The organism is Kitasatospora sp. NA04385, from assembly GCF_013364235.1.
Taxonomy (GTDB): domain Bacteria; phylum Actinomycetota; class Actinomycetes; order Streptomycetales; family Streptomycetaceae; genus Kitasatospora.
This window is the reverse complement of record NZ_CP054919.1, coordinates 6312617-6337773: the sequence shown is the minus strand read 5'-3', so window position 1 is coordinate 6337773 and position 25157 is coordinate 6312617. Positions and strand designations below refer to the sequence as shown.

General features: G+C 73.7%; 10 protein-coding genes. 1 reads left to right on the top strand and 9 read right to left on the bottom strand.

What is annotated here, in order from left to right; genetic code table 11:
- Positions 1 to 32: 32 nt before the first annotated feature.
- From HUT16_RS28050 to HUT16_RS28040, 3 genes are all read right to left on the bottom strand, one after another.
- Positions 33 to 743 carry an IclR family transcriptional regulator gene (locus tag HUT16_RS28050; protein WP_176192904.1) on the bottom strand — a complete coding sequence of 237 codons (711 nt, stop codon included), beginning with the start codon at positions 741 to 743 and terminating at the stop codon, positions 33 to 35.
- Positions 744 to 816: 73 nt separating this feature from the next.
- Positions 817 to 1566, bottom strand: a complete 750-nt coding sequence (locus tag HUT16_RS28045) for a thioesterase II family protein (RefSeq protein ID WP_176190828.1) — start codon at positions 1564 to 1566, stop codon at positions 817 to 819.
- A gap of 253 nt (positions 1567 to 1819) precedes the next feature.
- Positions 1820 to 2638 carry a LuxR family transcriptional regulator gene (locus HUT16_RS28040; RefSeq protein ID WP_176190827.1) on the bottom strand — a complete coding sequence of 273 codons (819 nt, stop codon included), beginning with the start codon at positions 2636 to 2638 and terminating at the stop codon, positions 1820 to 1822.
- 1283 nt (positions 2639 to 3921) lie between these two features.
- Between HUT16_RS28040 and HUT16_RS28035 the strand changes: the two genes are divergently transcribed.
- The gene (locus HUT16_RS28035) at positions 3922 to 4401 is read left to right on the top strand and encodes a YbaK/EbsC family protein (protein ID WP_176190826.1); all 480 of its coding nucleotides are present in this window, start codon (positions 3922 to 3924) and stop codon (positions 4399 to 4401) included.
- Between the two features lie 115 nt (positions 4402 to 4516).
- Here the strand turns inward: HUT16_RS28035 and HUT16_RS28030 are convergent, their stop codons facing one another.
- The 6 genes from HUT16_RS28030 to HUT16_RS39380 form a co-directional block, all read right to left on the bottom strand.
- Positions 4517 to 5707, bottom strand: coding sequence for a macrolide family glycosyltransferase (locus HUT16_RS28030; RefSeq protein ID WP_176190825.1), 1191 nt, complete (start codon positions 5705 to 5707; stop codon positions 4517 to 4519).
- 40 nt (positions 5708 to 5747) lie between these two features.
- Positions 5748 to 6968 carry a cytochrome P450 gene (locus HUT16_RS28025; protein ID WP_176190824.1) on the bottom strand — a complete coding sequence of 407 codons (1221 nt, stop codon included), beginning with the start codon at positions 6966 to 6968 and terminating at the stop codon, positions 5748 to 5750.
- An 80-nt stretch (positions 6969 to 7048) separates the two neighbouring features.
- Positions 7049 to 7837, bottom strand: a complete 789-nt coding sequence (locus HUT16_RS28020; protein ID WP_176190823.1) for an ABC transporter permease — start codon at positions 7835 to 7837, stop codon at positions 7049 to 7051.
- Entirely contained in the window at positions 7834 to 8859 is a 1026-nt protein-coding gene (locus tag HUT16_RS28015; RefSeq protein ID WP_254898018.1) for an ATP-binding cassette domain-containing protein, read from the bottom strand. The genes HUT16_RS28020 and HUT16_RS28015 overlap by 4 nt, the downstream gene beginning before the upstream one ends.
- Positions 8860 to 8953: 94 nt before the next feature.
- Positions 8954 to 9952, bottom strand: coding sequence for a hypothetical protein (locus HUT16_RS28010; protein WP_176190821.1), 999 nt, complete (start codon positions 9950 to 9952; stop codon positions 8954 to 8956).
- A gap of 1 nt (position 9953) precedes the next feature.
- Positions 9954 to 25142: a non-ribosomal peptide synthetase gene (locus HUT16_RS39380; protein WP_303392108.1), complete on the bottom strand. Its 15189-nt coding sequence runs from the start codon at positions 25140 to 25142 to the stop codon at positions 9954 to 9956.
- Positions 25143 to 25157 lie beyond the last annotated feature (15 nt).

The window sequence follows — 25157 nt, the reverse complement described above, 5'->3', positions numbered from 1 at the left end:
ATTCCCGGGGGCGGGCGGAATTCCGGTCCGGTTCAGGTCAGCACGGCGCCGAGCCTGGCCGCCGCGTCGATCAGCAGGCCGCCGTACCGCCGCCCCGGGCTGCGGGACATCAGGGTGATCGGGCCGTCCAGGACGAGCGCGGCCACCACCCGCCCGGCGACGCCGCGCACCGGCACGGCGGCCGCGCCGAAGCCCAGCTCGCCGACGCCCAGGCTCTGCGCCCAGCCCTGCTGGCGGACCCGGGTCAGGGTGACCGCGCCGAAGCCGGCGCCCCGGATCGAGCGGGTGATCTCCTCCGGCTCCTCCCAGGCCAGCAGCACCTGGGCGCCCGCACCGGCCTTCATCGGCAGCGCCACGCCCTCCGCCGACCGGGCCGGCCGGCCGGTGCCGGGGCCCTCGGCGGTGGCCACGCAGATCCGCTGGCCGCCGTGGCGCCGGTAGAGCCGGGCGCTGGCCCCGGTGCGCACCCGCAGGTCGGCCAGTTCGTGCTCGGCGCCCTGCAGCAGCCGGTCGCGGCAGGACTCCACCGCCAGTTCGCCCAGCCGCGGGCCGAGCAGGAACCGCCCGCCCGCGTCGCGGGACAGCAGCCGGAGCCGCTCCAGGGCCAGGGCGAGCCGGTACACGGTCGCCCTGGACAGGCCGGTGGCCTCGCTCAGGGCCCGCAGCGAGGCCGGGCCCCGGGCCAGTACGGCGAACAGCAGCGAGGTCTTGTCCAGGACGCCGACGCCGCTGTCGGGCGGCAGGAGCGCGGCGGCGGCCGGAGCCGCGGCGGTCTGCGGGATCGCGGCGGTCTGCGGGGTCGCGGTGGTCACCGGGTCACGCGATCCGGGCGGCGAGGTCCCGCACCAGCGCTTCGCGGTGCTCGGTCAGGTAGAAGTGCCCGCCCGGGAACACCCGGAGGTCGAACGGCCCGGGCGCCGCGTCCGCCCAGGCCGCCATGTCGGCCGGGGTGATCCCGGTGTCCCGGTCGCCCACGTAGCCGGACACCGGGCAGCCCAGCCGCCGCACCGGCCGGGCCGGGTAGGTGCCGACGATCCGGAAGTCGGCCCGGATCGCGGGCATCAGCAGCTCGAACAGGTCGGGGTCGTCGAGCACCCGCATCTCGGTGCCGCCCAGCGAGCGCAGTTCGTCGAGCACCTCCCGGTCGCCGCCCAGGTGGGCGGGGTTCGGCGTGACCCGGTGCGGCGCCTTGCGGGAGGAGACGTACAGGCCGGCCGGGCTGACGCCGTGCTCCCGCTCCAGCCGCAGCGCCACCTCGTAGCCGAGGGTGGCGCCCATGCTGTGGCCGAACAGGTGCAGCGGCAGGTCCAGCAGGGGCAGCAGCGCCGCGGTGACCGCGTCGGCGAGGTCCTCCATGCTGGTGAGGCACTCCTCGGCGATCCGCTCCTGCCGGCCGGGGTAGCGGGCCGCCAGCAGTTCCACCCCGGCGCCGAGGTGCTCCGCCCAGCCGTGGAAGGTGCCGGCCGCGCCGCCCGCGTGGGGCAGGCAGACCAGCCGCCGGGTGGCCGGGCCCTGCGACACCGGGTAGCGCCGGAACCACCGGCTGCCGATGGTGCTCTCGATCATCTCTCCCTCTCCTGCCTCGCCGTCCGTCGTCCCCGTGCCTCCGCGCGGTCCCGGGCGGGACGCCGGCGGAGAGCGGGCCGGACCGTCCGGAACCCGGTGGCGTGCCGGAGCGGAGCCGTACCCGACGGGGGTGCGGGTCCGGCTCCGCCGCCGGTGGCCTCTCGGCCGGACCAGTTCTATCCGGCGGCGGGAAGCGGCGACAACGTCGGCTTCAGGAAGCTGCCACCGCCCGGCGGGGGTGCCGCGCCGCAGGTCAGCCGACCCGGCGGGCCTGCTGCGGGAGCCGGGCCGCGGTCAGCAGTCCGAGTTCGGCGGCCCGGGCGCCGGCCTGGAAACGGGAGTTCGCGCCGAGCAGTTCCATGATCTCGGCGACGTACCGGCGGTAGGTGCGCACCGACACCGACAGGTCCCGGGCGGCGGCCTCGTCGGTCACCCCGGCGTTCAGCCGGTCGAGGATGCGCCGGGCGAACTCGGCCCGGGCCAGGCTGCCGAAGTCGAGCCGGTCCTCGCCCGGCCGGGCGCGCCGCCACACGTCCGCGAACAGGTTGTGCATGGTGCGGATCACCGAGAAGTCCCGGATCACCGCGGCCTGCCGCTTGCCGACCACCAGGCCGGTGCAGGCGAGCACCACCTGGTGGTCGACCATGACCGTTTCCATCCACGGCAGCCGGCAGGTCCTGGCCTCCAGCCGGCAGCCCGCGTCGAGCAGCCGGCCGACGAACTCCCGGTCGAGGGTCTCCGGCACGCACAGCAGCTGGACGGTGACCTCCGCGCCGCGCCCGGCGAGCAGTTCCTCCAGCGCGCGGTAGACCGCCCGGGCCCTGGGGACGTCCGAGGCGAGCACCAGCCGGAGCCCGTGCCGGGCGCGCCCGATCAGCCGGGCGGTCTCGGCGGACAGCTCCGCCTCGTCCGGCGGCACCTCGGTGACGACGGCCGAGCGGGACACGAAGCTGCGGTGGCGCAGCACGGTGTCCTCGATCAGGGCCTGGACCTCCAGCAGCCCCTGCTCGATCTCGTCCCCGGCCCGGCGGCTGCGCGGTGCCGCCCCCGGTGTGCCCAACAGTTCCCTCATCGCTACCCCCTGGCGCGCCGCTCGATCCCCGCCATCGAACAGGGCGGCCCTCCCGGAGACCTACGCCGCTGTCAGCAAACTGCGCGCCCGGCCCGGCCCGGCGACGTTGCGCGCGCAGGCGGGCACGCAGGGTGGCAGCGGGGCTTCCGGGGGGCGCCCCGCTGACCGATTCCGGTCACGACGGTCGGCGGCGAACTACCGACGGGCGGACCACGGACCCCGGTCCGCGCGGGGTCGGCCGGGGCCCGCGTGCGGTACCGCGGCCACGGGGGCCGCCGACGTCGGGTGACGGCGGACGGCGGTCGGGTGACGGCGGACGGCGGACGGCCGCGAGAGCGCCCGGTCCGGTCGGACCGGCGCCGCGCCGCGTGCCGTCGCCGTGTCGATCGGCAGACCCGCGTGGAGCCGCCCGCAGGCGGTGGACGGCGCAGCCGCGACCGGTTCGCCGATCGCGCTCTCGACCGCCCGTCGGCGTCCGCTCGGTCCCGCCGTCCCCGGGCGCCGACCACGGCCGCTCCCGCGGCGCCGTCACGCAGCGCGCCCGCTTCCCCACGGCCCGGCCGCGACCATCGCCGCCCCCGTCCGACCAGGGCCGTGCCGGGCCGGCCCCGCCGGGGGTGTACGGGACCGGCCCGGTCCGTCGCCGCGAGCGGTGCTCGCGGGGCGCCGGCGGCCTGTCCGGGAAGGCGGCCGCCGGAGTCTTCTGGAACTTTCCGCGGGTCCGGACGAATCCACCGCGCGGGATTAAGAATTCGTCAACGAATCTCTTCCGGCCGGCCTTTCGGCGCACTTCCGTCCGGTTCCGGGAGAATTTCTAGCCGGGCGGCCCGAAGTGCTGCAACGACCGTTTCAGGAACCTGCCACCGGGTGCCGAGCCGCCCCGGGCGGCTCGGCACGTTCCGGGCAGCTCGGGAAATCCGCCGGACCGGCCGCGGATCCCGCTCCTCCGGCAGCACATCGGGTTCGACGCCCGAGCACCGGCCCGGAATCGGGAATTCGGGCCGGGCACAGCGGATCCGGCGGCGCCGGAGCACTCCGTGACCGATTCCGGACATCCCCGGTACCGGTCGCACCGGCCCCCGTCCGCACTACGGACATTCGCCCAATTCCCTTGCCGGATCTGACAGTTACCGGCCAGCGCCGAAGGGGGGACAGGCGGGGGCGCCCTAGCGTGCAGGGGGCACCTCAAGAAAGGGGATGAGATGAAGACAAGACCGACCCCGGTGAGCGTCGGGCCACCGGGCCCGGAGGACGGGGAGGAGCACGGCGTCTACCACCGCGTCATGGATCTGTTGGCCCACGGGCAGGTGCCGCACCGCCTGATCCACCACGAGCCCGAGGGCCGTACCGCCGAGGCGAGCCGGATCCGCGGCCACGCGTTGCGGCAGGCCGCGAAATCCATCGTGGTCCGGATCAAGAGGGCGGGCGTCCCGCCGCGGCACAGCGTCGTCGTGGTGCCCGGGGACCGCCGGGTCGACCTGCCCGCCGTCGCCCGGCTGCTGGGCGGCGATCGCGCGGCGTTCGCCGACCGGAGCACTGCGGAGCGGCTCACCAGCTGCCGCAGTGGGTCGATCGTGCCGTTCTCGTTCCACCAGAACCTGGAACTGCTGGCCGACCCCGAACTGCTCGAACAGAGCGAGATCTTCTTCAACGCGGGCCGTCTCGACCGGTCGCTCGCGGTCCCGGCGGCCGACTGGGCCGCGATCGCCAACCCGCTCCTGCAACCCGTGGCGGAGCGGCCGCCGGCCGTCCCGGTCGGCTGACCCACGGCCCGCGAACGCGCGTGCGGTGCACGGCGTGATGCCGTGCACCGCACACCCTCCCGCCCCGGCGGGCGACCCGGCCCCGGTGCTGTCACGAGGCGGCCGGATCGCCGTCTCAGGCGGGCAGTTGCCGCTCGATCAGGTCCGCGGCACGCATCGTGCCGCCGTGCGCCCGCAGCTCGCGCCGCAGCCCGGACAGGCGCTCGGCGACCGCGGGGTCGGACGCGAGCTCGACGACCGCGGCCCGCAGCCGGTCGGGCGTCACCGTGGCGATGTCGATCCGGCGGGCGATCCCCAGCCCGACCACCGACTCCGCGTTGGCGGGCTGGTCGTTGGCCTGCGGTGCGACGACCATCGGCACGCCGCTGAACAGGCCCTCCTGGATGCCGCCCATGCCGCCGTGGGTGACAAACACGTCGGCCTGCTCGAGCACGGCGAGCTGGGGGACCCAGTTGTGCACTTCCACGTTGGGCGGCAGCTCGCCGAGTTCGCCGGCGTCGACGTGCCGGCCGATCTGGAGCACCAGGTGCCAGTCCGGCAGCGCCGCGAAGACCTCCACGCACGTCTCGTAGAAGGGCAGCTGGTTGGTCAGGTGCGAGCCCAGGGAGACCAGGGCGACCTTCTCGGCGCCGGCCGGCCGCTTCCAGTCGCCCTGGTGGGCGCGCCTGCCCAGGCACGGCCCGATGAACGTGAAGCGCTTCTCGTCCACGTCGTCGGCGTCCGGCTGCAGGAACCTGGGGACGAGCACGAGGCTGCGCTCCGGCAGGTTGACGAGGTCCCCGGCGTCGATCCCGGGGACCCCGCTGTCCTCCAGCCAGGCGTCGAAGCGGCGGTAGTGCGCCGCGCCGCGCGGGTCCTGCTTCAGCTGCTCGACCACCGGGGCCATCCGCTCCCGGTACTTCTCCGGCATGACCCAGGTCGGTGAGATCTGGATCGACGGAATCCCCCAGTTCATGGCCAGCACCCGGGCCGGGTAGGCCAGGACGTCGTAGAGGAAGACGTCGGGCCGGTCCTCCTCGTACGCGGCGCGCAGCTGGGGCAGCATGCCGACGGCGTCGTCGAGGAAGACGTCCATCTGGGCGATCTGGTCCGTGACGCGGCCCTCGGTGGTGTCGGTGGAGGGCAGCGCCGACGTGTACGGGACCAGTTCGGCGCCGGTCTCGGTGACCGCCGCGGCGACCGACGGGTCGTTGGCGTACGTGACCCGGTGGCCCCGGGCGACGAGTTCCCTGATCAGCTCCAGGCTGGGGTGGAGGTGGCCGCGGGACGGGACGCTGACCATGGCGATATGGCCAGGACGGGGCATGGACTCTCCTCCGGGGACGGGACGGACGGGGGTGGCCGGGTCAGAGCACGACCGGCAGCGCGACCAGTCCGCGGACCAGCAGGCTCGGCCGGTACTGGAGCTCCTGGCGGTCCACCGCGAGGGAGAAGCCGGGGTGGCGGCCGAGCAGGGCGGTCAGTGCGGCCGCGCCCTCCAGCCGGGCGAGGGGGGCGCCCAGGCAGTGGTGCACGCCGTGCCCGAAGGCGAGGTGGCGGCCCGGACCGGCGGTGTCGAGGTCGAAGGCGCCGGAGCCGCCGAGGTGCCGGGCGTCGTGGTTGGCGCCGCCGATCGCGGTGAGCACCGACTCGCGGGCCGGGATGGTCACGCCGCCGACCTCGATCGGTTCGGTGGTGTAGCGGAACGTCGCGAGGTGGAACGGCGCGTCGTACCGGAGGGTCTCCTCGACCAGCGCCGGGACCAGGTCGAGGTCCTTCGCGACCCGCGCCTTCTCCTCGGGGTGGTCGATCAGGGCGAGGACCGCGTTGGTGATCAGGGCGTTGGTCGACTCGTGGCCGGCACCGAGCAGCAGGAAGATCATGGAGACCAGTTCCGCCTGGCTGAACGCGTCGTCGCCGTCGGACACCGCGATCAGCTCGCTGATCATGGCCTCGTCCGGGTTGCGGCGCTTCTCGTCCAGGAGCGCCGTCAGGTAGGCGACGAGCTCGCCCGCCGCCCTGGACATCTCCGCCGGGTCGGAGATGTTGGTGACCGTGTTGAACTGGTGGGCGAAGGACGCCTGGTCCGCCACCGGGATGCCGAGCATGCCGCAGATGGTCCGGACCGTCACCGGGAGGGCGAACCGCTCCACCAGGTCGACCGGTTCGCCGGTGGGCAGGCCGTCGAGGACGTCGGCCACGATCTCCTCGATCGCGGGCCCGAGCCCCTTGACCGGGCGGGCGGTGAAGGCCTTGCCGACGAGCTTGCGCAGCCGGGCGTGCTCCGCCTGGTCGCTGTTCAGCATGTGCCGGACCAGGGCCAGCTCCGGGTGGGCCTCGAGGTCGTCCTCGCCCTGCCCGCCGCCGCCGAGGATGTCCGGGGCGTTCCTGGGGTCCTTGAGGACGGTCGGGTCGGCGAGCACCTGCCGGACGTCCTCGTAGCGGGTGACGACCCAGGTCTCCGGCCCCCCGGGGTACATGGCCATCCGGGTCGGCCCCTGCTCGGAGAGCTGCGCGAACAGCGGGTAGGGGTTCTGGATGAAGTCCGGCGTCAGCAGGGTGGCCGAGGCAGTGTTGGTCTCGCTCATGACAAGAATTTCCTCTCCCGCGGCCCGCGGGCCGTGGACGGATCGGGATGACGGACTGGGTGCGGAGCCGCCGGAACGCCTCAGCGGGCGACGGCCCGGCGGTAGGCGCGCATCGACAGCGGCACGGTGACGACCAGCAGGACGGCGAACGACAGGATCGCGACCGGGATCGGGTGCTGCGCCGGGAAGGAGTCCGAGGAGATGCCGGTGGGGTTGCCCCACAGCCGACGGCAGGCGCTGGCGACCGAACTCACCGGATTCCACTCGGCGATGGTGCTCAGCCAGCCGGGAAGCCCGTTGAGCGGGATGAACGCCGAGGATAGGAAGGACAGCGGCATGGCCATGATGAAGCCGACCGAGTTGACCGCCTCGGCCCCCCTCAGCCACAGGCCCAGCAGGACCCCGAACCACGCCATGGCGAAACCCTGCAGCAGGAGCAGGCCGAACCCGGCCAGCGCGGAGAGCACGCCGGTGTGGATGCGCCAGCCGACCAGGAAGCCGACCACCGACATCACCAGACAGGTGATCGCGGAGAGCATCAGGTCGGAGACCGTTCGCGCCAGCAGGACCGACCCGCGGGACATGGGCAGCGAGCGGAAGCGGTCCACCAGGCCGTTGTTGAGATCACCGATGATCCCCAGCGAGGTGTTCCCCATGCCGGAGAGCAGCATCTGGACGAAGACGCCGGCCATGATGAAGTCGTGGTAGTCGCCGCCGGGCACCTGCATGGCGCTGCCGAACAGGTAGCCGAACACCAGGACGAAGGCGATCGGCATGAGGGTGACGCCGATGAGCTTGCTCGGCACCCGTCTGAGGTGCCGCAGGTGACGGCCGATCAGCACACTGGAATCGGCAACCAGACCGTTCACACCGCCACCTTCGTCCGCCGCCCGTTGCTTCCGTCCGTTCCGGAGTCCGCCTCACCGGCTCCGGCCGCCGTCTCCGGCGGCTGCTGCGCGGCCTGGCCGGTGATCGACATGAAGACCTCGTCGAGCGAGGGCTTGCGCAGTGCGAAGTCGTCCACCTCCAGGCCCGCCGCCTGGAACGCGGCCGCGACCGCCGCGACGGCGCCGATGCCGCCGCTGATCGCCGCGGAGACCCGGCACCCGCCCGGTTCGACCACGGCCGGACCGCCGGTGGCGGCGCTCAGCACCTCGGCCGCCCTCGCGGTGGCCTCCGCCCCGGCCAGCACCACTTCGACCCGTTCCCCGCCCACCCGCCGCTTCAGCTCGTTCGCCGTGCCCTCGGCGATCACCCGACCGGTGTCGATGACGGCGATCCGGTCCGCGAGGTGGTCGGCCTCCTCCAGGTACTGGGTGGTCAGGAGCACGGTGACCCCGGCGGCGACCTGTTCCCGGACCATCTGCCACAGCGCCATCCGGCTGGTCGGGTCGAGACCGGTGGTGGGCTCGTCGAGGAAGATCACCTCGGGCGAGACCAGCAGGCTCGCCGCCAGGTCGAGGCGCCGCCGCATGCCGCCCGAGTAGGTGGTGCTCGTCCGGTCGGCCGCGCCGGTCAGGTCGAACACCTCCAGCAGTTCGTCCGCCCTCGCCCGGGCCCGCTTCCGGCCCAGGCCGTACAGCCGGCCGATCAGGGTCAGGTTCTCCCTCCCGGTGAGGAGTTCGTCGACCGCCGCGTACTGACCGGTGAGCCCGATCCGCCGTCGCACCTCGACCGGTTCGCGGACGACGTCGAACCCCGCCACGCGCACCGTGCCCTCGTCGGGCTCCAGGAGCGTCGTCAGGATGCGGATCGTCGTCGTCTTGCCCGCACCGTTGGGCCCCAGGAGCCCGAGCACCGTGCCGGCCGGAACGGACAGGTCCACCCCGCGCAGCGCCTCGGTCTCCCGATAGCGTTTGCGGAGCCCCGCCACTTCGATGGCAACATCCACCAGCTTCCTCGCAATTCTCCCTGTCGGGCCGGGGTGGAAGGGAGCGTGAATCCCGGGCCCAGCCAACCAGCCGCGCTGTCGGAGGCGAACAGATTCACCGAGCATTGGCAGGTAGCTGTCGACGTTCCCCCCGCCCGCAGGCCCGGCACCGCCCGCGCGTCCGGTAGTGGTGGGCGATCGCGGCAGCTCCGAGACTCGTGCCCCACACCAGGAAGGTCGCGTACGTGAGCTGGTTCCCCGGGTGCTCGATGCCTCCCAGGCGCTCCGGCCCCGGCTCCACCAGGCCGGTCGCGTAGCCGATCGCCGCCGCCACCCCGTGCAGTCCGTACGGGGTCAGCGCCGCCGCGGCGACCAGCGGCGGGCCCTCGGCGAGCCACGGCGGCACCGGGCGCCCGGCGAGAGCGGGCACCCAGCGGGGGAAGCGTTCGCCCCAGGGACGGGCCAGCCCGACGGTCAGCACGCCCGCCCCGGACGCCAGCACGCCCAGCGTCGCCACCACCCCCGCGGTCCCGGGGGCGCTGAGTTCGGCCGCGCCCTGCTCGGGGATCCCGAACGGAACGCCGGCCGCCCAGAGCCAGTGCGGGACCGCGAAGCCGACCACCGGTACCGCCGCGGCCACGTACGCCGGCCAGCGCGGCACCCGCTCGGGCCGGTGGCCGGGTGGACGGCCGCACTCCGGGCACCCGCCGGTCCGGCCGCGCCGGTCCAGCAGCGCGGCCCGGGTCCAGGCCGCTCCGCCGGCCACCAGGCAGACCCGCCGGGCGAAGTCCGGCCAGGCCACCTCCCGGCCGTTCAGCGTGACCACCCTGGCGAGGTCCAGCACCAGCTTGCCGGGGCCCGCCGCGAGCAGCACCGCACCGGTCCCCCAGCCGAGCACCTCCCGGCCGCCGGCCCCCGGTGCCGGTGCGCGGCCCCTCGGCCCGGGCCGGTCGCCGGACCGGGCCCGGGCCAGCCGGGCCAGTCCCGTGCCCAGCGCCAGCAGTCCGGCCGCCTGTCCCGCGCCCCGCAGGGCGCGGCGGCCCGCCCGGGCCCGGACCGCCGCCGCGGTGGCGGCGGCCCGGGCGACGGAACGGGTGCGTTCGCGGTTCGGCACGTCAGCCCCGATCCCGCAGCCGGCTCGCCAGCACCTCGCCGATGACCGCGATCGGCTCCGGCCGGGTCATCCCGTCGTGCGCGCAGTCGACCAGGTGGCCGACCACCCGTCCGGTCACGTACGGCTGCCAGTCCGCCGCCATGGCCTCCGGCTTCTCCTTGCCCTCGGCGGCGACGAAGACCAGCGCGTCGCCGTCGAAGGTCCCCAGCCGGGCGCCCGGCAGGATGCGGCCGAAGTTCTCGCCGATGTCGGCGAGGGCCGCGATGTGCCGCTCCTCCAGCCAGGCGAGCGCGCTGTCGCCCCTCCGGAGCACGTCCATCACGTCGCCGTACGTCAGCAGGCGGTCGCCGAAGCCGCTCGGGTCGAACCCGAGGAACTGCAGCAGCGCGGCCAGCACACCCGCGGTGCGCTCGGCCGGGTCCTGCGGGACCTCCGGCCGGGGCGCGCCGTCCCGGTCCTCCTCGCGCAGCGGGTAGACGTCCAGCAGCGACAGCAGGGCGACCTCCTCGCCCTGCCGCTGCAGCTCGGTCGCGATCAGGTGCGCGACGATGCCGCCGAACGACCAGCCCAGCAGGTGGTACGGGCCGTGCGGCTGGACCGAACGGATCTGTTCCAGGTAGTCCCCGGCCAGCTCCGCCATGCTGCCCGGCAGGTCGTCCGGCCGGGCGAGCCCGCGGGCCTGCAGGGCGTAGACCGGGTGCTCCGCCGGGACGTACCGCAGCAGCCCGGAGTAGGTCCAGCCGATGCCGGCCCCGGGGTGGATGCAGAACAGCGGGCCGCGGTCGCCGGACGGCCGCAGCGGCAGCAGCACGTCGAGCGGGTCCTGCTCGCCGCCGGTGTCCAGTCGGGCGGCGAAGGCCGCCACCGTCGGGGCCTCCATCAGGGCCCTGATGCTGACCTGGACGCCCAGGGTGGACCGGACCCGGGTGACCAGCCGGGTCGCCTGCAGGGAGTCGCCGCCGAGGTCGAAGAACCCGTCCTCGACACCGACCCGCGGCACCCCGAGCACCTCGGCGAACAGCTCGCAGAGCAGTTCCTCGCGGGGGTTGCGAGGACCGGTGCCGTCCGACGCCGACTCGAAGTCCGGTGCGGGCAGCGCCTTCCGGTCGAGCTTGCCGTTCGCGGTGATCGGCAGCGTGTCCAGCGGCACCACCGCCGCCGGCACCATGTGGGACGGCAGCGAACCGGCCAGCCAGGCCCGCAGCTCGCCCGGCCCGGGCAGCACCGCGTCCGGGTGCGCCACGGGGTAGGCGACCACGCGCCGGTGCCCCGGCTCGTCCTCGCGGACGACGGCGGCCGCCCGCGCCACCGCGGGGTGCGCCGTGAGCGCGGACTCGATCTCGCCGAGCTCGATCCGGAAGCCCCGGACCTTCACCTGGCCGTCGGCCCGGCCGACGAAGTCCAGCTCGCCGTCGGGGCGCAGTCGGACCAGGTCCCCGGTGCGGTACATCCGGGTTCCGGGCCCGCCCGCCGGATCGGCGACGAAGCGCTCGGCGGTCAGCCCCGGCCGGGCCCAGTACCCCCGGGCCAGGCCCTTCCCGCAGACGTACAGCTCGCCCACCGCGCCGGGCGGCACCGGTTGCAGCTCCGGGCCGAGGACCCGCAGCGAAGTCCCGGGCAGCGGCAGGCCGATCGCCGGTTCCCGGCGTCCGGCCAGCGGCCGGCTCACGGTCGCCACGACCGTCGTCTCGGTCGGGCCGTAGGCGTTGATCATCCGGCGTCCGGGGGACCAGCGCGCCACCAGGTCCGCCGAGCAGGCGTCACCGCCCACCACCAGCGTCCTGAGGTCCGGCAGTTCGCCGTCCGGCACGGTCGCCAGCGCCGCCGGCGGGATCAGCGTGTGGCTGATCCGCAGGTCCGCCAGGGTCCGTGCCAGCGCCTCGCCGGCCAGCGGGCCCTCCGCCGGGACCACCAGGGCGGCACCCGACAGCAGGGCGGCGCACAGCTCCAGCACGGCGGCGTCGAAGCTCGGCGAGGCGAACTGCAGGACGCGGCTCTCCCCGGTGACCCCGTAGTGCGCGATCTGGCCGGCCGCGAACGCCGCCAGGCCCGCGTGCGGCACGACGACCCCCTTCGGGGTGCCGGTCGAACCGGAGGTGAAGATGACGTACGCCGGGTTGGCGGGCACCGGCCGCTGCGGCGCGGAGCCCGCCGACGGGTCCGCCGCGGACCGGAGGTCCACCTCGTCCAGCAGCAGCCGCGGCACTCCGCGGTCCGGCAGGCCGTCCGCGACCGCGCCGGCGGTGACCAGCAGGACCGGCCGGACGTCGTCGAGCATGAACGCGATCCGCTCGCGCGGGTAGTCCGGGTCCACCGGGACGTAGGCCGCACCGGCCTTCACGACCGCGAGGACGGCCACCACCGTGTCCAGCGACCGCGGCAGCGCCAGGGCGACGAACCGCTCCGGTCCGGCGCCCCGGGCGGCCAGCAGCCGGGCCAGCCGGTCGGCCCGGGCGTCCAGCTCCGCGTAGGACAGGACCGTCCCGCCGTACTCGACGGCCGGCGCGTCCGGAGTGCGCCTCACCTGCGCCTCGAACAGCTCGGGCAGCGTGGCGGCCGGTCGGCCGTCCGGCACCGGGACGGGCAGCGCCGCCACGACCCCGGACTCGCCCGCCGTCAGCACGTCGATCCGGCCGAGCAGCCGCTCCGGCTCACGGGCCAGCAGCTCGAAGAGCCGCACCAACCGGCCGGCGATCCGGTCGACGGCGTCCTCCGCGAGGACGGCGCGCTGGTGGCCGAGCTTGAGCCGCAGCCGGTCGCCGTCCATCATCGCGGTGAGGCTCAGCGGGTAGTGCGTTCCGTCCTGGGTACCGGTGCCGACGATGCGCACGCCGCCGTCGGCCGCCGGCAGGCCGGTCGGCACCGCCGGGTAGTTCTCGAAGACGGTCACCGTGTCGAACAGCTCACCGAGACCGGCGAGCCGCTGCACCTCCGCCAGCCCCAGCCACTGGTGCGCCATCAGCCCCGACTGCTGGTCCTGGAGCGCGGCGAGCACCGCCACCAGCGACGCGGCCGGGTCCAGCCGCACCCGGACCGGGAGCGTGTTGATGAACAGGCCGACCATGCCCTCGATGCCGGGGACCTCCGGCGGACGGCCCGAGACGGTGCCGCCGAACACCACGTCCTGACGCCCGGTCAGCCGGCCGAGCAGCACCGCCCAGGCGCCCTGGATCACCGTGCTCAGCGTCAGGCCGTGGCGCCTCGCGGTGGCGGACAGCTCGCGGGTGAGCGCCGCGGAGAGCGCCACCGTCGTCTCACCGGCGCCGTCGCCCTCCCCGCCGCCGGCCGAGGCGGCCGCGATCAGCGTCGGCTCGTCGAGCCCGGCGAGCGCCTGCCGCCAGGCCTCGCCCGCCGCGTCCCCGTCCTGCTCGGCCAGCCAGGCCAGGTAGTCCCGGTACGCGGTCGTCCGCGGCAGCTCGGCGTCGTCGCCGTGCCGGGTGTACAGCACGGCGAGCTCGCCCATCAGGAGCGGGACCGACCAGCCGTCCAGCAGGATGTGGTGGTTGGTCAGCAGGAACCGGTGGCGCTCGGCCGCGAGCTTGACCAGGGTGAACCGCACCAGCGGCGCGGTGGCCAGGTCGAACCGCTGCGCGCGGTCGGCGGCCAGCAGGTCGTTCCAGGCGGACTCCCGGTCGGCCTCGGGGAGCGTGCTCAGGTCCACCTCGCGCCAGGGCGTGTCGCCCTCCGCCGGGACGACCTGCACCGGCCGGGTCAGTCCGTCCCCCCAGAACGCGGCGCGCAGGTTCGGGTGGCGCCGCAGGAGGGTCCGGGTGGCCGCCCGCAGCGCCGTGCCGTCGACCCGGCCCTCCAGGTCCAGCGTCAGCTGCACGGTGTAGTGGTCGCTCTGCTGCTCGTCGTACAGCGCGTGGTAGAGCAGTCCCTCCTGGAGCGGCGAGAGCGGCAGGACGTCGGCGGCCCCCGGCCAAGCCCGTTCGATCCGCTCGACCTCCGGCTGGGAGAGCCGGACCAGCGGCAGGTCGGACGGCGTGCGGCCGCCGGCACCGGGCCGGGCCGCGTGGTCCGCCAGCGCCTGCAGGTTCCGGGCCCACAGCAGGGCCAGTTCCTCGACGCCCTCCTCGGCGAGCAGGTCCCCCGGCCAGGTCCAGGTCGCGATCAGCCGGCTCCCGTCGGTGTAGTCCTCCGCGAGCACGTTCACGTCCAGGAGGTGCGCGAGCGGCTGCCGCTCGCCGCTGCCCGGCGCCCCGCCCTCCGTCGGCTCGACGGCCGGCCGGCCGCCGTCCGGCGGGGTGGACACGGCGACCGGGAACCGGCCCAGGTAGTTGAAGCCGACCTGGGGGGCCGGGAACGCCGCGAGTTCCGCCGCCGTCCGCGGGTTCAGGTAGCGGAGCAGGCCGAAGCCGAGGCCGTTGTCCGGCACGGCCCGGATCTGCTCCTTGATCCGCTTCAGCGCGGCTCCCACCGCCGGTCCGCCGGCCAGGACCTCGTCGTGGTCGACCGTCCCGGGGTCGAGCCGCAGCGGGTACACGCTGGTGAACCAGCCCACCGTCCGGGACAGGTCGACTCCGGCCACGACCTCCTCACGGCCGTGGCCCTCCACCTCGACCAGCAGGTCACGGGCGTCGCCCAGACCGCGGCTGCGGCGCCACTGCCCCACCGCCAGGGTCAGCGCGGTCAGCAGCACGTCGTTGGTCCCGGCGTGGAACGCCGCCGGCACCGTGCTCAGCAGCCGCGCGGACAGTTCGGCGGGCAGGCTCAGCCGCAGCTCCCGCGCGGCCCCGGCCACGTCCCGCGCACCGTCCAGCGGTCGCTCGGCCAGCTGCGGATCGGCGCCGTCCAGAACCGACCGCCACAGCGGCAGCTCGGCGACCCGGGCCGGCTCCTGGGCCAGCCCCCGCAGCAGCCCGGTCCAGCGGCGGAACGAGGTGCCCACCGGAGCGAGCTCCGGCTGCGCGCCCGCCTCCAGCGCCTCGACCGCGGCCTGCAGGTCGGGCACCAGGATCCGCCAGGAGACTCCGTCGACGACGAAGTGGTGCAGGACCAGCAGCAGTTGGCCCGGCTCGTCGGCACCGGCGTCGAAGTACACCGCGCGGACCATCCCGCCGTGCTCCGGGTCGAGCCGCTTCTTGGCCGCCCGGAAGTGCTCCGCGACCACCGTCCGGCGGGCCGCCGCGTCCAGCCCGGACACGTCGACCCGGTCGATGCGGTCCCGCGCGTCGACCGAGCCGCGCGGCCCGATCTCGAACCGCCACGGGCCGTCCGCCTCGGAGCGGTTCGCGACCGTGCGCAGGGCGTCGTGGTGGTCCAGGACCGCCTGGAGCGCCGCCGCGAGGATCCCCGGTTCCTGTCCGGGCCGCACCGGCACCGGCATCGACTGGTTGAACTCGTCGACCGGACCGCCCAGTCCGTGCAGCCAGTGCACGATCGGGCCGGGCTCCACCGGGCCGGTGCCGACGTCCTCCGGCTGGTCCTGCTCCCCGCCCACCGGCACCGCCACCGCGGCCAGCGCCGCCACCGTGCGGTGCCGGAAGACGTCCCGCGGTGTCAGCACCAGACCGGCCCGGCGGGCCCGGCTCACCAGCTGGATGGAGACGATGCTGTCGCCGCCCAGGTCGAAGAAGCTGTCCTCGACCCCGGCCTCCGGCAGGCCGAGCGTCTCGGCGAACAGCCCGGCGAGGATCCGCTCCGGCTCCGTGCGCGGCGCGCGGCCCGGGCCGACCGGGGTGAACTCCGGCGCCGGCAGGGCCCGGTAGTCGAGCTTCCCGTTGGCGGTCAGCGGCAGCCGCTCGAGCGTGACGAGGGCCGCCGGGACCATGTAGTCGGGCAGGGTCCCCGCCAGGTGGTCGCGCAGCTCGGCGTGCGGGAGCCCGGCGCCCGGGGCCGCGACCAGGTAGGCCGTCAGCCGCTTGTCGCCCGGACGGTCCTCGCGGACCACGACCGCCACCTGGGCGACCGCGGGGTGGGCGGCGGCCGCGGCCTCGATCTCGCTCAGCGCGATCCGGAAGCCGCGCACCTTCACCTGGTCGTCGCCGCGGCCGAGGAAGACCAGCTCGCCCTCGTCGTTCCACCGCACCAGGTCCCCGGTCCGGTACATCCGCTCACCGGCCGGTCCGTGGGGGTCGGCGACGAAGCGGTCGGCCGTCAGCCCGGGCTGCTGCCAGTAACCGCGGGCCAGACCGGCACCGGCGATGTACAGCTCCCCGGCGACGCCCGCGGGGACCGGCTGGAGCCCCCGGTCCAGGACGTACAGGCGCATGTTGTCGAGCGGCCGCCCGATCGGGATCGAGTTCGGCAGTTCGCGGTCGGGCAGCAGCCGGTGGTGCGAGGCGAACGTCGTCGTCTCGGTCGGGCCGTAGCCGTCGACCACGAGCGTGCCCGGGCAGGCCGCCCGCACCCGCCGGACGGCGGCGGCCGGAACGACGTCGCCGCCGGTCCAGACCTCGCGCACGCCGGTGAGCGCCTCCGGGGCCTCCTCGGCCAGGACCCGGAAGAGTCCGGCCGTCAGCCACAGACCGGTGACCCGGTGCCGGGCGACGGTCCGCCCGAGGGTCGTCACGTCGAGGTCGCCGTCCGGTGCGACCACGACCTCGCCGCCGTTCAGCAACGGCACCCAGAGTTCGTAGGTCGACGCGTCGAACGCCTGCGGCGAGTGCAGCAGCACCCGTTCGTGCGCCCCGCCGCGGAACGCCCGGTCGTGGGCGAGGTGGAGGACGTCGCGGTGCCGCACCGCCACGCCCTTGGGCACACCGGTCGACCCCGAGGTGAACATGATGTAGGCCAGACCGTCCGGATGCCCCGGGACGGTCGGAGTGCCGACGGGCCGCTCCGCCTCCCGGTCCTCCGCGTCGACGACGACCAGGCCGGCCCCGTGGGCGAACTGGTCGTGCCAGGAGGCCGTGTCGGTCAGCAGGACGACCGCACCGGTCTCCCGCACCACCCGCTCCAGCCGGGACGCCGGGGCACGGCCGTCCAGCGGGACGTAGACGGCACCGGCCTTGAGCACCGCCAGCACGGAGACCACCAGGTCGACCGCGCGCCGCTGGAGGATCGCCACCCGGGACTGCGCCTCCACGCCCAGCCCCAGCAGCCGGTCGGCCAACCGGTTCGCCCGGGCGTCCAGCTCCGCGTACGTCACCTGCTCGTCCCCGCAGCGCACCGCGACGGCGCCGGGGGTGCGGGCCACCTGCTCGGCGAAGCACCGCTGGATCGTTCCGGCGGTCTCCGGGACCTCGGTCGGAACCGGGTTCCACTCCGTGAGGATCCTGCGGCGCTCGGCGGGCGCCAGGACGTCCACCCGCCCGATCGGACGGGCCGGTTCGGCCGCCGCCGAGGCCAGGAAGCGGCCCAGCCGCTCGGCCAGCAGGTCCGCGGACGGCTGGTCGAACAGATCGCGGCTGAACTCCAGCCGCCCCTCGATGCCCGCCGCGGTGCCGTCCGCCGCCCGCTGCTCCACGAAGGTGAAGGAGAGGTCGAACTTGGCCGCGTCGGTGCGGACCGGCTGCTGCTCGATGCGCAGACCGGGCAGCTCGACCGCGGTGCCCGCGGTGTTCTGCAGGGTGAGGGCGACCTGGAAGAGCGGGTGCCGGGAGAGCGAGCGGTCGGGGTTGACCACCTCGACCAGGCGCTCGAACGGCACGTCCTGGTGCGCGAAGGCGGCCAGTCCGGCCTCGCGGGCCCGGGCGACCAGCTCGCGGAAGCTCGGGTCGCCGGAGGTGTCGGTCCGCAGCACCAGGGTGTTGACGAAGAAGCCGACCAGGTCGTTCAGGGCCTCGTCGGTGCGTCCGGCGATCGGGCTGCCGATCGGGACGTCCTCGCCGGCCCCCAGCCGGGACAGCAGCGCCGCCAGACCCGCCTGCAGCACCATGAAGACGCTGACCTGGTTGCGGCGTGCCAGCTCGGCCAGCCCCTGGTGCAGCTCCGCCCCCAACTCGATGTCCACCCCACCGCCGCGGTGGCTGCTCTGCGCCGGGCGGGGCCGGTCGGTGGGCAGCGCGAGCTCGTCCGGGATTCCGGCCAGGGCCTGCTGCCAGTAAGCGAGTTGACGCGAGATCGCACTGTCCGGGTCGTCCTCGCCGCCGAGCACCTGCTGCTGCCACAGCGTGTAGTCCACGTACTGCACCGGCAGCGGGGCCCAGGCCGGTGCCCGGCCCGCGGTGCGGGCGGCGTAGGCCGTCGCGAGGTCGTTCGCCAGCGGTGCCGTCGACCAGCCGTCGCCGGCGATGTGGTGCAGCACCAGCAGCAGCACGTGCTCCTGCTCGCCCAGGGCGAAGAGGTGCGCCCGCAGCGGGGGCACCCGCTCCAGGTCGAAGCCCTCCGAGGCGGCCGCGGTGAGCTGGTCTTCTAGGGTCTGCGCGGTGGCGTCGAGGACGACCAGCCCGGGGCGGGCCTCGTCCAGGGGAAGGACCCGCTGGTGCGGGACGCCGTCGGTCTCGGGGAAGACGGTGCGCAGGCTCTCGTGCCGCTGCACCACGTCCGCCAGCGCCGCCTCAAGGGCCGCCCGGTCCAGCTCGCCGTCGAAGCGGACGGCGATGGGGATGTTGTAGGTAGCGTTCGGTCCGTCGAAGCGGTTGATGAACCACAGTCGGCGCTGGGCGAACGACAGCGGCACCCGCTCCGGACGCTCCACCGGCACCAACGCCGCCCGAGCCCCCTCCGCATCACCGATCCGCGCCGCCAGACCGGCCACCGTCGGCGCCTCGAACACCGCCCGGATCGGCACCTCCACCCCGAACACCGAACGCACCCGCGACACCAGACGCGTCGCCAGCAGCGAATGACCGCCCAGCTCGAAGAAACCGTCGTCGACACCGACGCCGTCGACCCCCAGCACCTCGGTGAAGAGGCTGCACAGGATCTCCTCCTGCGGCGTGCGCGGTGCCCGGCCCTCGGTCGTGCCGGTGGTGTCGGGAACGGGCAGGGCCTTGCGGTCCAGCTTCCCGTTCGGCGTCAACGGCAGCGCCGCCAACTCCACGAACACCGACGGCACCATGTACTCCGGCAGCACGGACTGCACGTGCGCCCGCAGCTCCGGGACGGCCGGTGCACCGTGCTTCGGCACCACGTAGGCCACGATCCGCTTGTCACCGGGCCGGTCCTCACGCACCAGCACCACGGCCTGCGCCACCGATTCGTGCGCACCGAGGGCGCTCTCGATCTCGCCCAGCTCGATCCGGAAGCCGCGCACCTTCACCTGGAAGTCCGCCCGGCCCACGAACTCCAGCACACCCCCCGCACCCCACCGCACCAGATCACCCGTGCGATACATCCGGGAGCCGGAAGGGCCGAACGGGTCGGCGATGAAACGCTCCCCCGACAAACCCGGACGGTTCAGGTACCCGCGCGCCACCCCCTCACCCGCGATGTACAACTCACCCACCACACCCGGCGCCACCAACCCCAGCACACCGTCCAGCACATACACCCGGGTGTTGCGGATCGGACGCCCGATCGGCGGCACACCCGCACCCCCCTCGAGCACCGCCGCCGACGACCACACCGTCGTCTCCGTCGGCCCGTACACGTTCAGCACCGAAGCACCCAGCGCCCGCATCCCCTGCGCCAACGCGGCCGGCACCGCCTCACCACCCACCAGCATCCGCAGCCCACGCAACGACTCCGGAACATGTGCCACCAACGCCTGCCACAACGAAGGCGTCGCCTGCAACACCGTCGCACCACTACCGACCAGCAACGCACCCAACGCCGACGGATCCAACACCGTCTCCCGCGACGCCAGCACCACACCCGCACCCGACACCAACGGCAGGAACAACTCCAACCCCGCGATGTCGAACGACACCGTCGTCACCGCCACCAGACGATCCACATCCGACAACGGCACCAACTCACCCATCCCGGCCAGGAAATTGTCCAGACCACCACGCGTCACCACCACACCCTTGGGCCGACCCGTCGAACCCGACGTGAAAATCACATACGCCGCATCCGCAGGAGACACCGCAACACCACCCAGCTCACCACCCGACAACCCGGACAGTTCCGCCACCACTCCCGGCTCGTCCAGCACCAGCACCGGAACACCGGCACCCGACACCACACCCGCCGTCGAACCCGACGCCAGCACCACCACCGGAGCCGAATCCTCCACCACCAACCCGATCCGCTCCGCCGGATGATCCGGATCGATCGGCACATACGCCGCACCCGACTTCAACACCGCCAGCAACGCCACCACCAGATCCACCGACCGCGGCAGCACCACACCCACCAACCCACCCGGCCCCACACCACGCCCCACCAGCAGACGCGCCAACCGGTTCACCCGGGCATCCAACTCCCCGTACGAGACCTCGACACCCCCACACACCACCGCCACCGCATCCGGAGACTGCGCCACCCGCGCCCCGAACAACTCCGTCACCGAACCCGGCACCACCGCCGCAGCCGTGTCATTCCACTCCACCAGGACCCGCTCACGCTCAGCAGACCCCAACACCTCCAACTCACCCACCGGCAACCGCGGATCAGCAACCGCAGCCTCCAACAGACGCGTCAACCGCTCCACCAACCCGACCGCCGACACCTCGTCGAACAGATCCAGACTGAACTCCAGATCCCCCCGCAAACCCGCCGGCGCACCATCACCACCCCGCACCTCCACAAACCCGAACGACAGATCGAAGCGCGAGCCGCTCAGCCCGATCGGCTGGTGCGCGATGCGCAGACCCGTCAGGTCGATGTCGATGTCGCCGGTGTTCTGCAGGGTGAGGGCGACCTGGAAGAGCGGGTGCCGGGACAGCGAGCGGTCGGGGTTCATGACCTCGACCAGGCGCTCGAACGGCACGTCCTGGTGCGCGTAGGCCGCCAGGTCCGCCTCACGGACCCGCACCAGGAGTTCGTCGAAGGACGGCCGTCCGGAGAGATCGGTCCGCAGCACGAGGGTGTTGACGAAGCAGCCGACCAGCCTGTCGAGCGCGTCGTCGGTGCGTCCGGCGATCGGGCTGCCGATCGGGACGTCCTCGCCGGCCCCCAGCCGGGACAGCAGCGCCGCCAGACCCGCCTGCAACACCATGTAGAGGCTGACCTGGTTGCGGCGTGCCAGCTCGGCCAGCCCCTGGTGCAGCTCCGCCCCCAACTCGATGTCCACCCGACCGCCGCGGTAACTGCTCTGGGCCGGGCGGGGCCGGTCGGTGGGCAGCGCGAGCTCGTCCGGGATTCCGGCCAGGGCCTGCTGCCAGTAAGCGAGTTGACGCGAGATCGCACTGTCCGGGTCGTCCTCGCCGCCGAGCACCTGCTGCTGCCACAGCGTGTAGTCCACGTACTGCACCGGCAGCGGAGCCCACGCCGGAGCCACACCATCGACCCGAGCCGCATACGCCGCCGCCAGATCCTCCGCCAACGGCCCCATCGACCAGCCGTCACCGGCGATGTGGTGCAGCACCAGCAGCAGCACGTGCTCCCGCTCGCCGAGCGTGAACAGACTCCCCCGCAGCGGCGGAGTCCGCTCCAGATCGAAACCCGTTCCCGCCTCCGCGGCCAGCAGCCCCGTCAGCGAAGCCTCCGACGCCTCCACCACCCGGAGCGCCGGAACGGCCTCCTGCGCCGCCAGCACCTGCTGGGACGGAATGCCGTCGGTCTCGGGGAACACGGTGCGCAGGCTCTCGTGCCGCTCCACCACGTCCGCCAGCGCCGCCTGCAGCGCCACCCGGTCCAGTGCGCCCGACAGCCGCATCGCCAACGGCATGTTGTAGGCGGCACTCTGGCCGTCGAAGCGGTTGATGAACCACAGCCGGCGCTGGGCGAACGACAGCGGCACCCGCTCCGGACGCTCCAGACGCTCCACCGGCACCAACGCCGCCCGGGCCCCGTCCGCATCACCGATCCGCGCCGCCAGACCGGCCACCGTCGGCGCCTCGAACACCGCCCGGATCGGCACCTCCACCCCGAACACCGAACGCACCCGCGACACCAGACGCGTCGCCAGCAGCGAATGACCGCCCAGCTCGAAGAAACCGTCGTCGACACCGACGCCGTCGACCCCCAGCACCTCGGCGAACAGCTCGGCCAGGACACGCTCACGCTCGGAACGCGGCGCCCGCCCCTCGGCCGCACCCGCGATGTCGGGAACGGGCAGCGCCTTGCGGTCCAGCTTCCCGTTCGGCGTCAACGGCAACGCCGCCAACTCCACGAACACCGACGGCACCATGTACTCCGGCAGCACCGACCGAAGATGACCACGCAAGGACTCCACCGGAACCGCACCACCCCCGGGCACCACGTAGGCCACGATCCGCTTGTCACCGGGCCGGTCCTCACGCACCAGCACCACCGCCTGCGCCACACCCTCGAAACCGGCGACCGCCGCCTCGATCTCGCCCAGCTCGATCCGGAAGCCGCGCACCTTCACCTGGAAGTCCGCCCGGCCCACGAACTCCAGCACACCCCCCGCACCCCACCGCACCAGGTCACCCGTGCGATACATCCGGGAGCCGGAAGGGCCGAACGGGTCGGCGATGAAACGCTCCGCCGACAGACCAGGACGGTTCAGGTACCCGCGCGCCACCCCCTCACCCGCGATGTACAACTCACCCACCACACCCGGCGCCACCAACCCCAGCACACCGTCCAGCACATACACCCGGGTGTTGCGGATCGGACGCCCGATCGGCGGCACACCCGCACCCCCCTCGAGCACCGCCGCCGACGACCACACCGTCGTCTCCGTCGGCCCGTACACGTTCAGCACCGAAGCACCCAGCGCCCCCATGCCCTGCGCCAACACCGCCGGCACCGCCTCACCACCCACCAGCATCCGCAGCCCACGCAACGACTCCGGAACATGCGCCACCAACGCCTGCCACAACGAAGGCGTCGCCTGCAACACCGTCGCACCACTACCGACCAGCAACGCACCCAACGCCGACGGATCCAACACCGTCTCCCGCGACGCCAGCACCACACCCGCACCCGACACCAACGGCAGGAACAACTCCAACCCCGCGATGTCGAACGACACCGTCGTCACCGCCACCAGACGATCCACATCCGACAACGGCACCAACTCACCCATCCCGGCCAGGAAATTGTCCAGACCACCACGCGTCACCACCACACCCTTGGGCCGACCCGTCGAACCCGACGTGAAAATCACATACGCCGCATCCGCAGGAGACACCGCAACACCACCCAGCTCACCACCCGACAACCCGGACAGTTCCGCCACCACTCCCGGCTCGTCCAGCACCAGCACCGGAACACCGGCACCCGACACCACACCCGCCGTCGAACCCGACGCCAGCACCACCACCGGAGCCGAATCCTCCACCACCAACCCGATCCGCTCCGCCGGATGATCCGGATCGATCGGCACATACGCCGCACCCGACTTCAACACCGCCAGCAACGCCACCACCAGATCCACCGACCGCGGCAGCACCACACCCACCAACCCACCCGGCCCCACACCACGCCCCACCAGCAGACGCGCCAACCGGTTCACCCGCGCATCCAACTCCCCGTACGAGACCTCGACACCCCCACACACCACCGCCACCGCATCCGGAGACTGCGCCACCCGCGCCCCGAACAACTCCGTCACCGAACCCGGCACCACCACCGCACCCGTGTCGTTCCACTCCACCAGGACCCGCTCACGCTCAGCAGACCCCAACACCTCCAACTCACCCACCGGCAACCGCGGATCAGCAACCGCAGCCTCCAACAGACGCGTCAACCGCTCCACCAACCCGACCGCCGACACCTCGTCGAACAGATCCAGACTGAACTCCAGATCCCCCCGCAAACCCGCCGGCGCACCATCACCACCCCGCACCTCCACAAACCCGAACGACAGATCGAAGCGGGACGTACCGATGCCGACGGGCTCCGGCGTGATCTCCAGCCCCCGGAGGCCGACGGCGGAGTCCGTCACGGTCTGCACGTTCAGCGCGACCTGGAAGAGCGGGTGCCGGGACAGCGAGCGGGCCGGGTTGACCACCTCGACCAGGCGCTCGAACGGCACGTCCTGGTGCGCATAGGCCGCCAGGTCCGCCTCGCGGACGCGGCCGATCAGCTCGCGGAAGCTCGGGTTCCCGGACGTGTCGGTCCGCAGCACCAGCATGTTGACGAAGAAACCGACCAGCCTGTCGAGCGCGTCGTCGGTGCGTCCGGCGATCGTGCTGCCGATCGGGATGTCCTCGCCGGCCCCCAGCCGGGACAGCAGCGCCGCCAGACCCGCCTGCAGGACCATGAACAGGCTCGCCTCGTTCTCGCGGGCGAGCTTGACCAGGGCGCCGTGGAGCTCCGGGCCGATCTGGAAGTAGTGCATGTCACCGCGGTTGGTCGGCACGGCCGGGCGGGGCCGGTCGGTGGGCAGCGCGAGCTCGTCCGGGATTCCGGCCAGGGCCTGCTGCCAGTAAGCGAGTTGACGCGAGATCGCGCTGTCCGGATCGTCCTCGCCGCCGAGCACCTGCTGCTGCCACAGCGTGTAGTCCACGTACTGCACCGGCAGCGGAGCCCACGCCGGAGCCACACCATCGACCCGAGCCGCGTACGCCGCCGCCAGATCCTCCGCCAGCGGCGCCATCGACCAGCCGTCACCGGCGATGTGGTGCAGCACCAGCAGCAGCACGTGCTCCCGCTCGCCCAGGGCGAAGAGGTGCGCCCGCAGCGGGGGCACCCGCTCCAGGTCGAAGCCCTGCGCGGCGGCCGCGGCGACCTGGGCCTCCAGGGTCTGCGCGGTGGCGTCCACCACCCGGAGCGTCGGAACGGCCTCCTGCGCCGCCAGCACCTGCTGGGACGGGACGCCGTCGGTCTCGGGGAACACGGTGCGCAGGCTCTCGTGCCGCTCCACCACGTCCGCCAGCGCCGCCTGCAGGGCAGCCCGGTCCAGCGCGCCCGACAGCCGCATCGCCAACGGCATGTTGTAGGTCGCGCTCCGGCCGTCGAAGCGGTTGATGAACCACAGCCGGCGCTGGGCGAACGACAGCGGCACCCGCTCCGGACGCACCACCGGCACCAGCGCCGCCCGGGCCCCGTCCGCATCACCGATCCGCGCCGCCAGACCCGCCACCGTCGGCGCCTCGAACACCGCCCGGATCGGCACCTCCACCCCGAACACCGAACGCACCCGAGACACCAGACGCGTCGCCAGCAGCGAATGACCGCCCAGCTCGAAGAAACCGTCGTCGACACCGACGCCGTCGACCCCCAGCACCTCGGTGAAGAGGCTGCACAGGATCTCCTCCTGCGGCGTGCGCGGCGCCCGACCCACCGGGCACCGGCAGCG

Excerpts from the sequence above, each read along its gene's own strand:
- HUT16_RS28045 (WP_176190828.1), bottom strand. The coding sequence starts at position 1,566 with ATGATCGAGAGCACCATCGGCAGCCGGTGGTTCCGGCGCTACCCGGTG.
- HUT16_RS28040 (WP_176190827.1), bottom strand. The coding sequence starts at position 2,638 with ATGAGGGAACTGTTGGGCACACCGGGGGCGGCACCGCGCAGCCGCCGG.
- HUT16_RS28035 (WP_176190826.1), top strand. The coding sequence starts at position 3,922 with ATGGATCTGTTGGCCCACGGGCAGGTGCCGCACCGCCTGATCCACCAC.
- HUT16_RS28030 (WP_176190825.1), bottom strand. The coding sequence starts at position 5,707 with ATGCCCCGTCCTGGCCATATCGCCATGGTCAGCGTCCCGTCCCGCGGC.
- HUT16_RS28025 (WP_176190824.1), bottom strand. The coding sequence starts at position 6,968 with ATGAGCGAGACCAACACTGCCTCGGCCACCCTGCTGACGCCGGACTTC.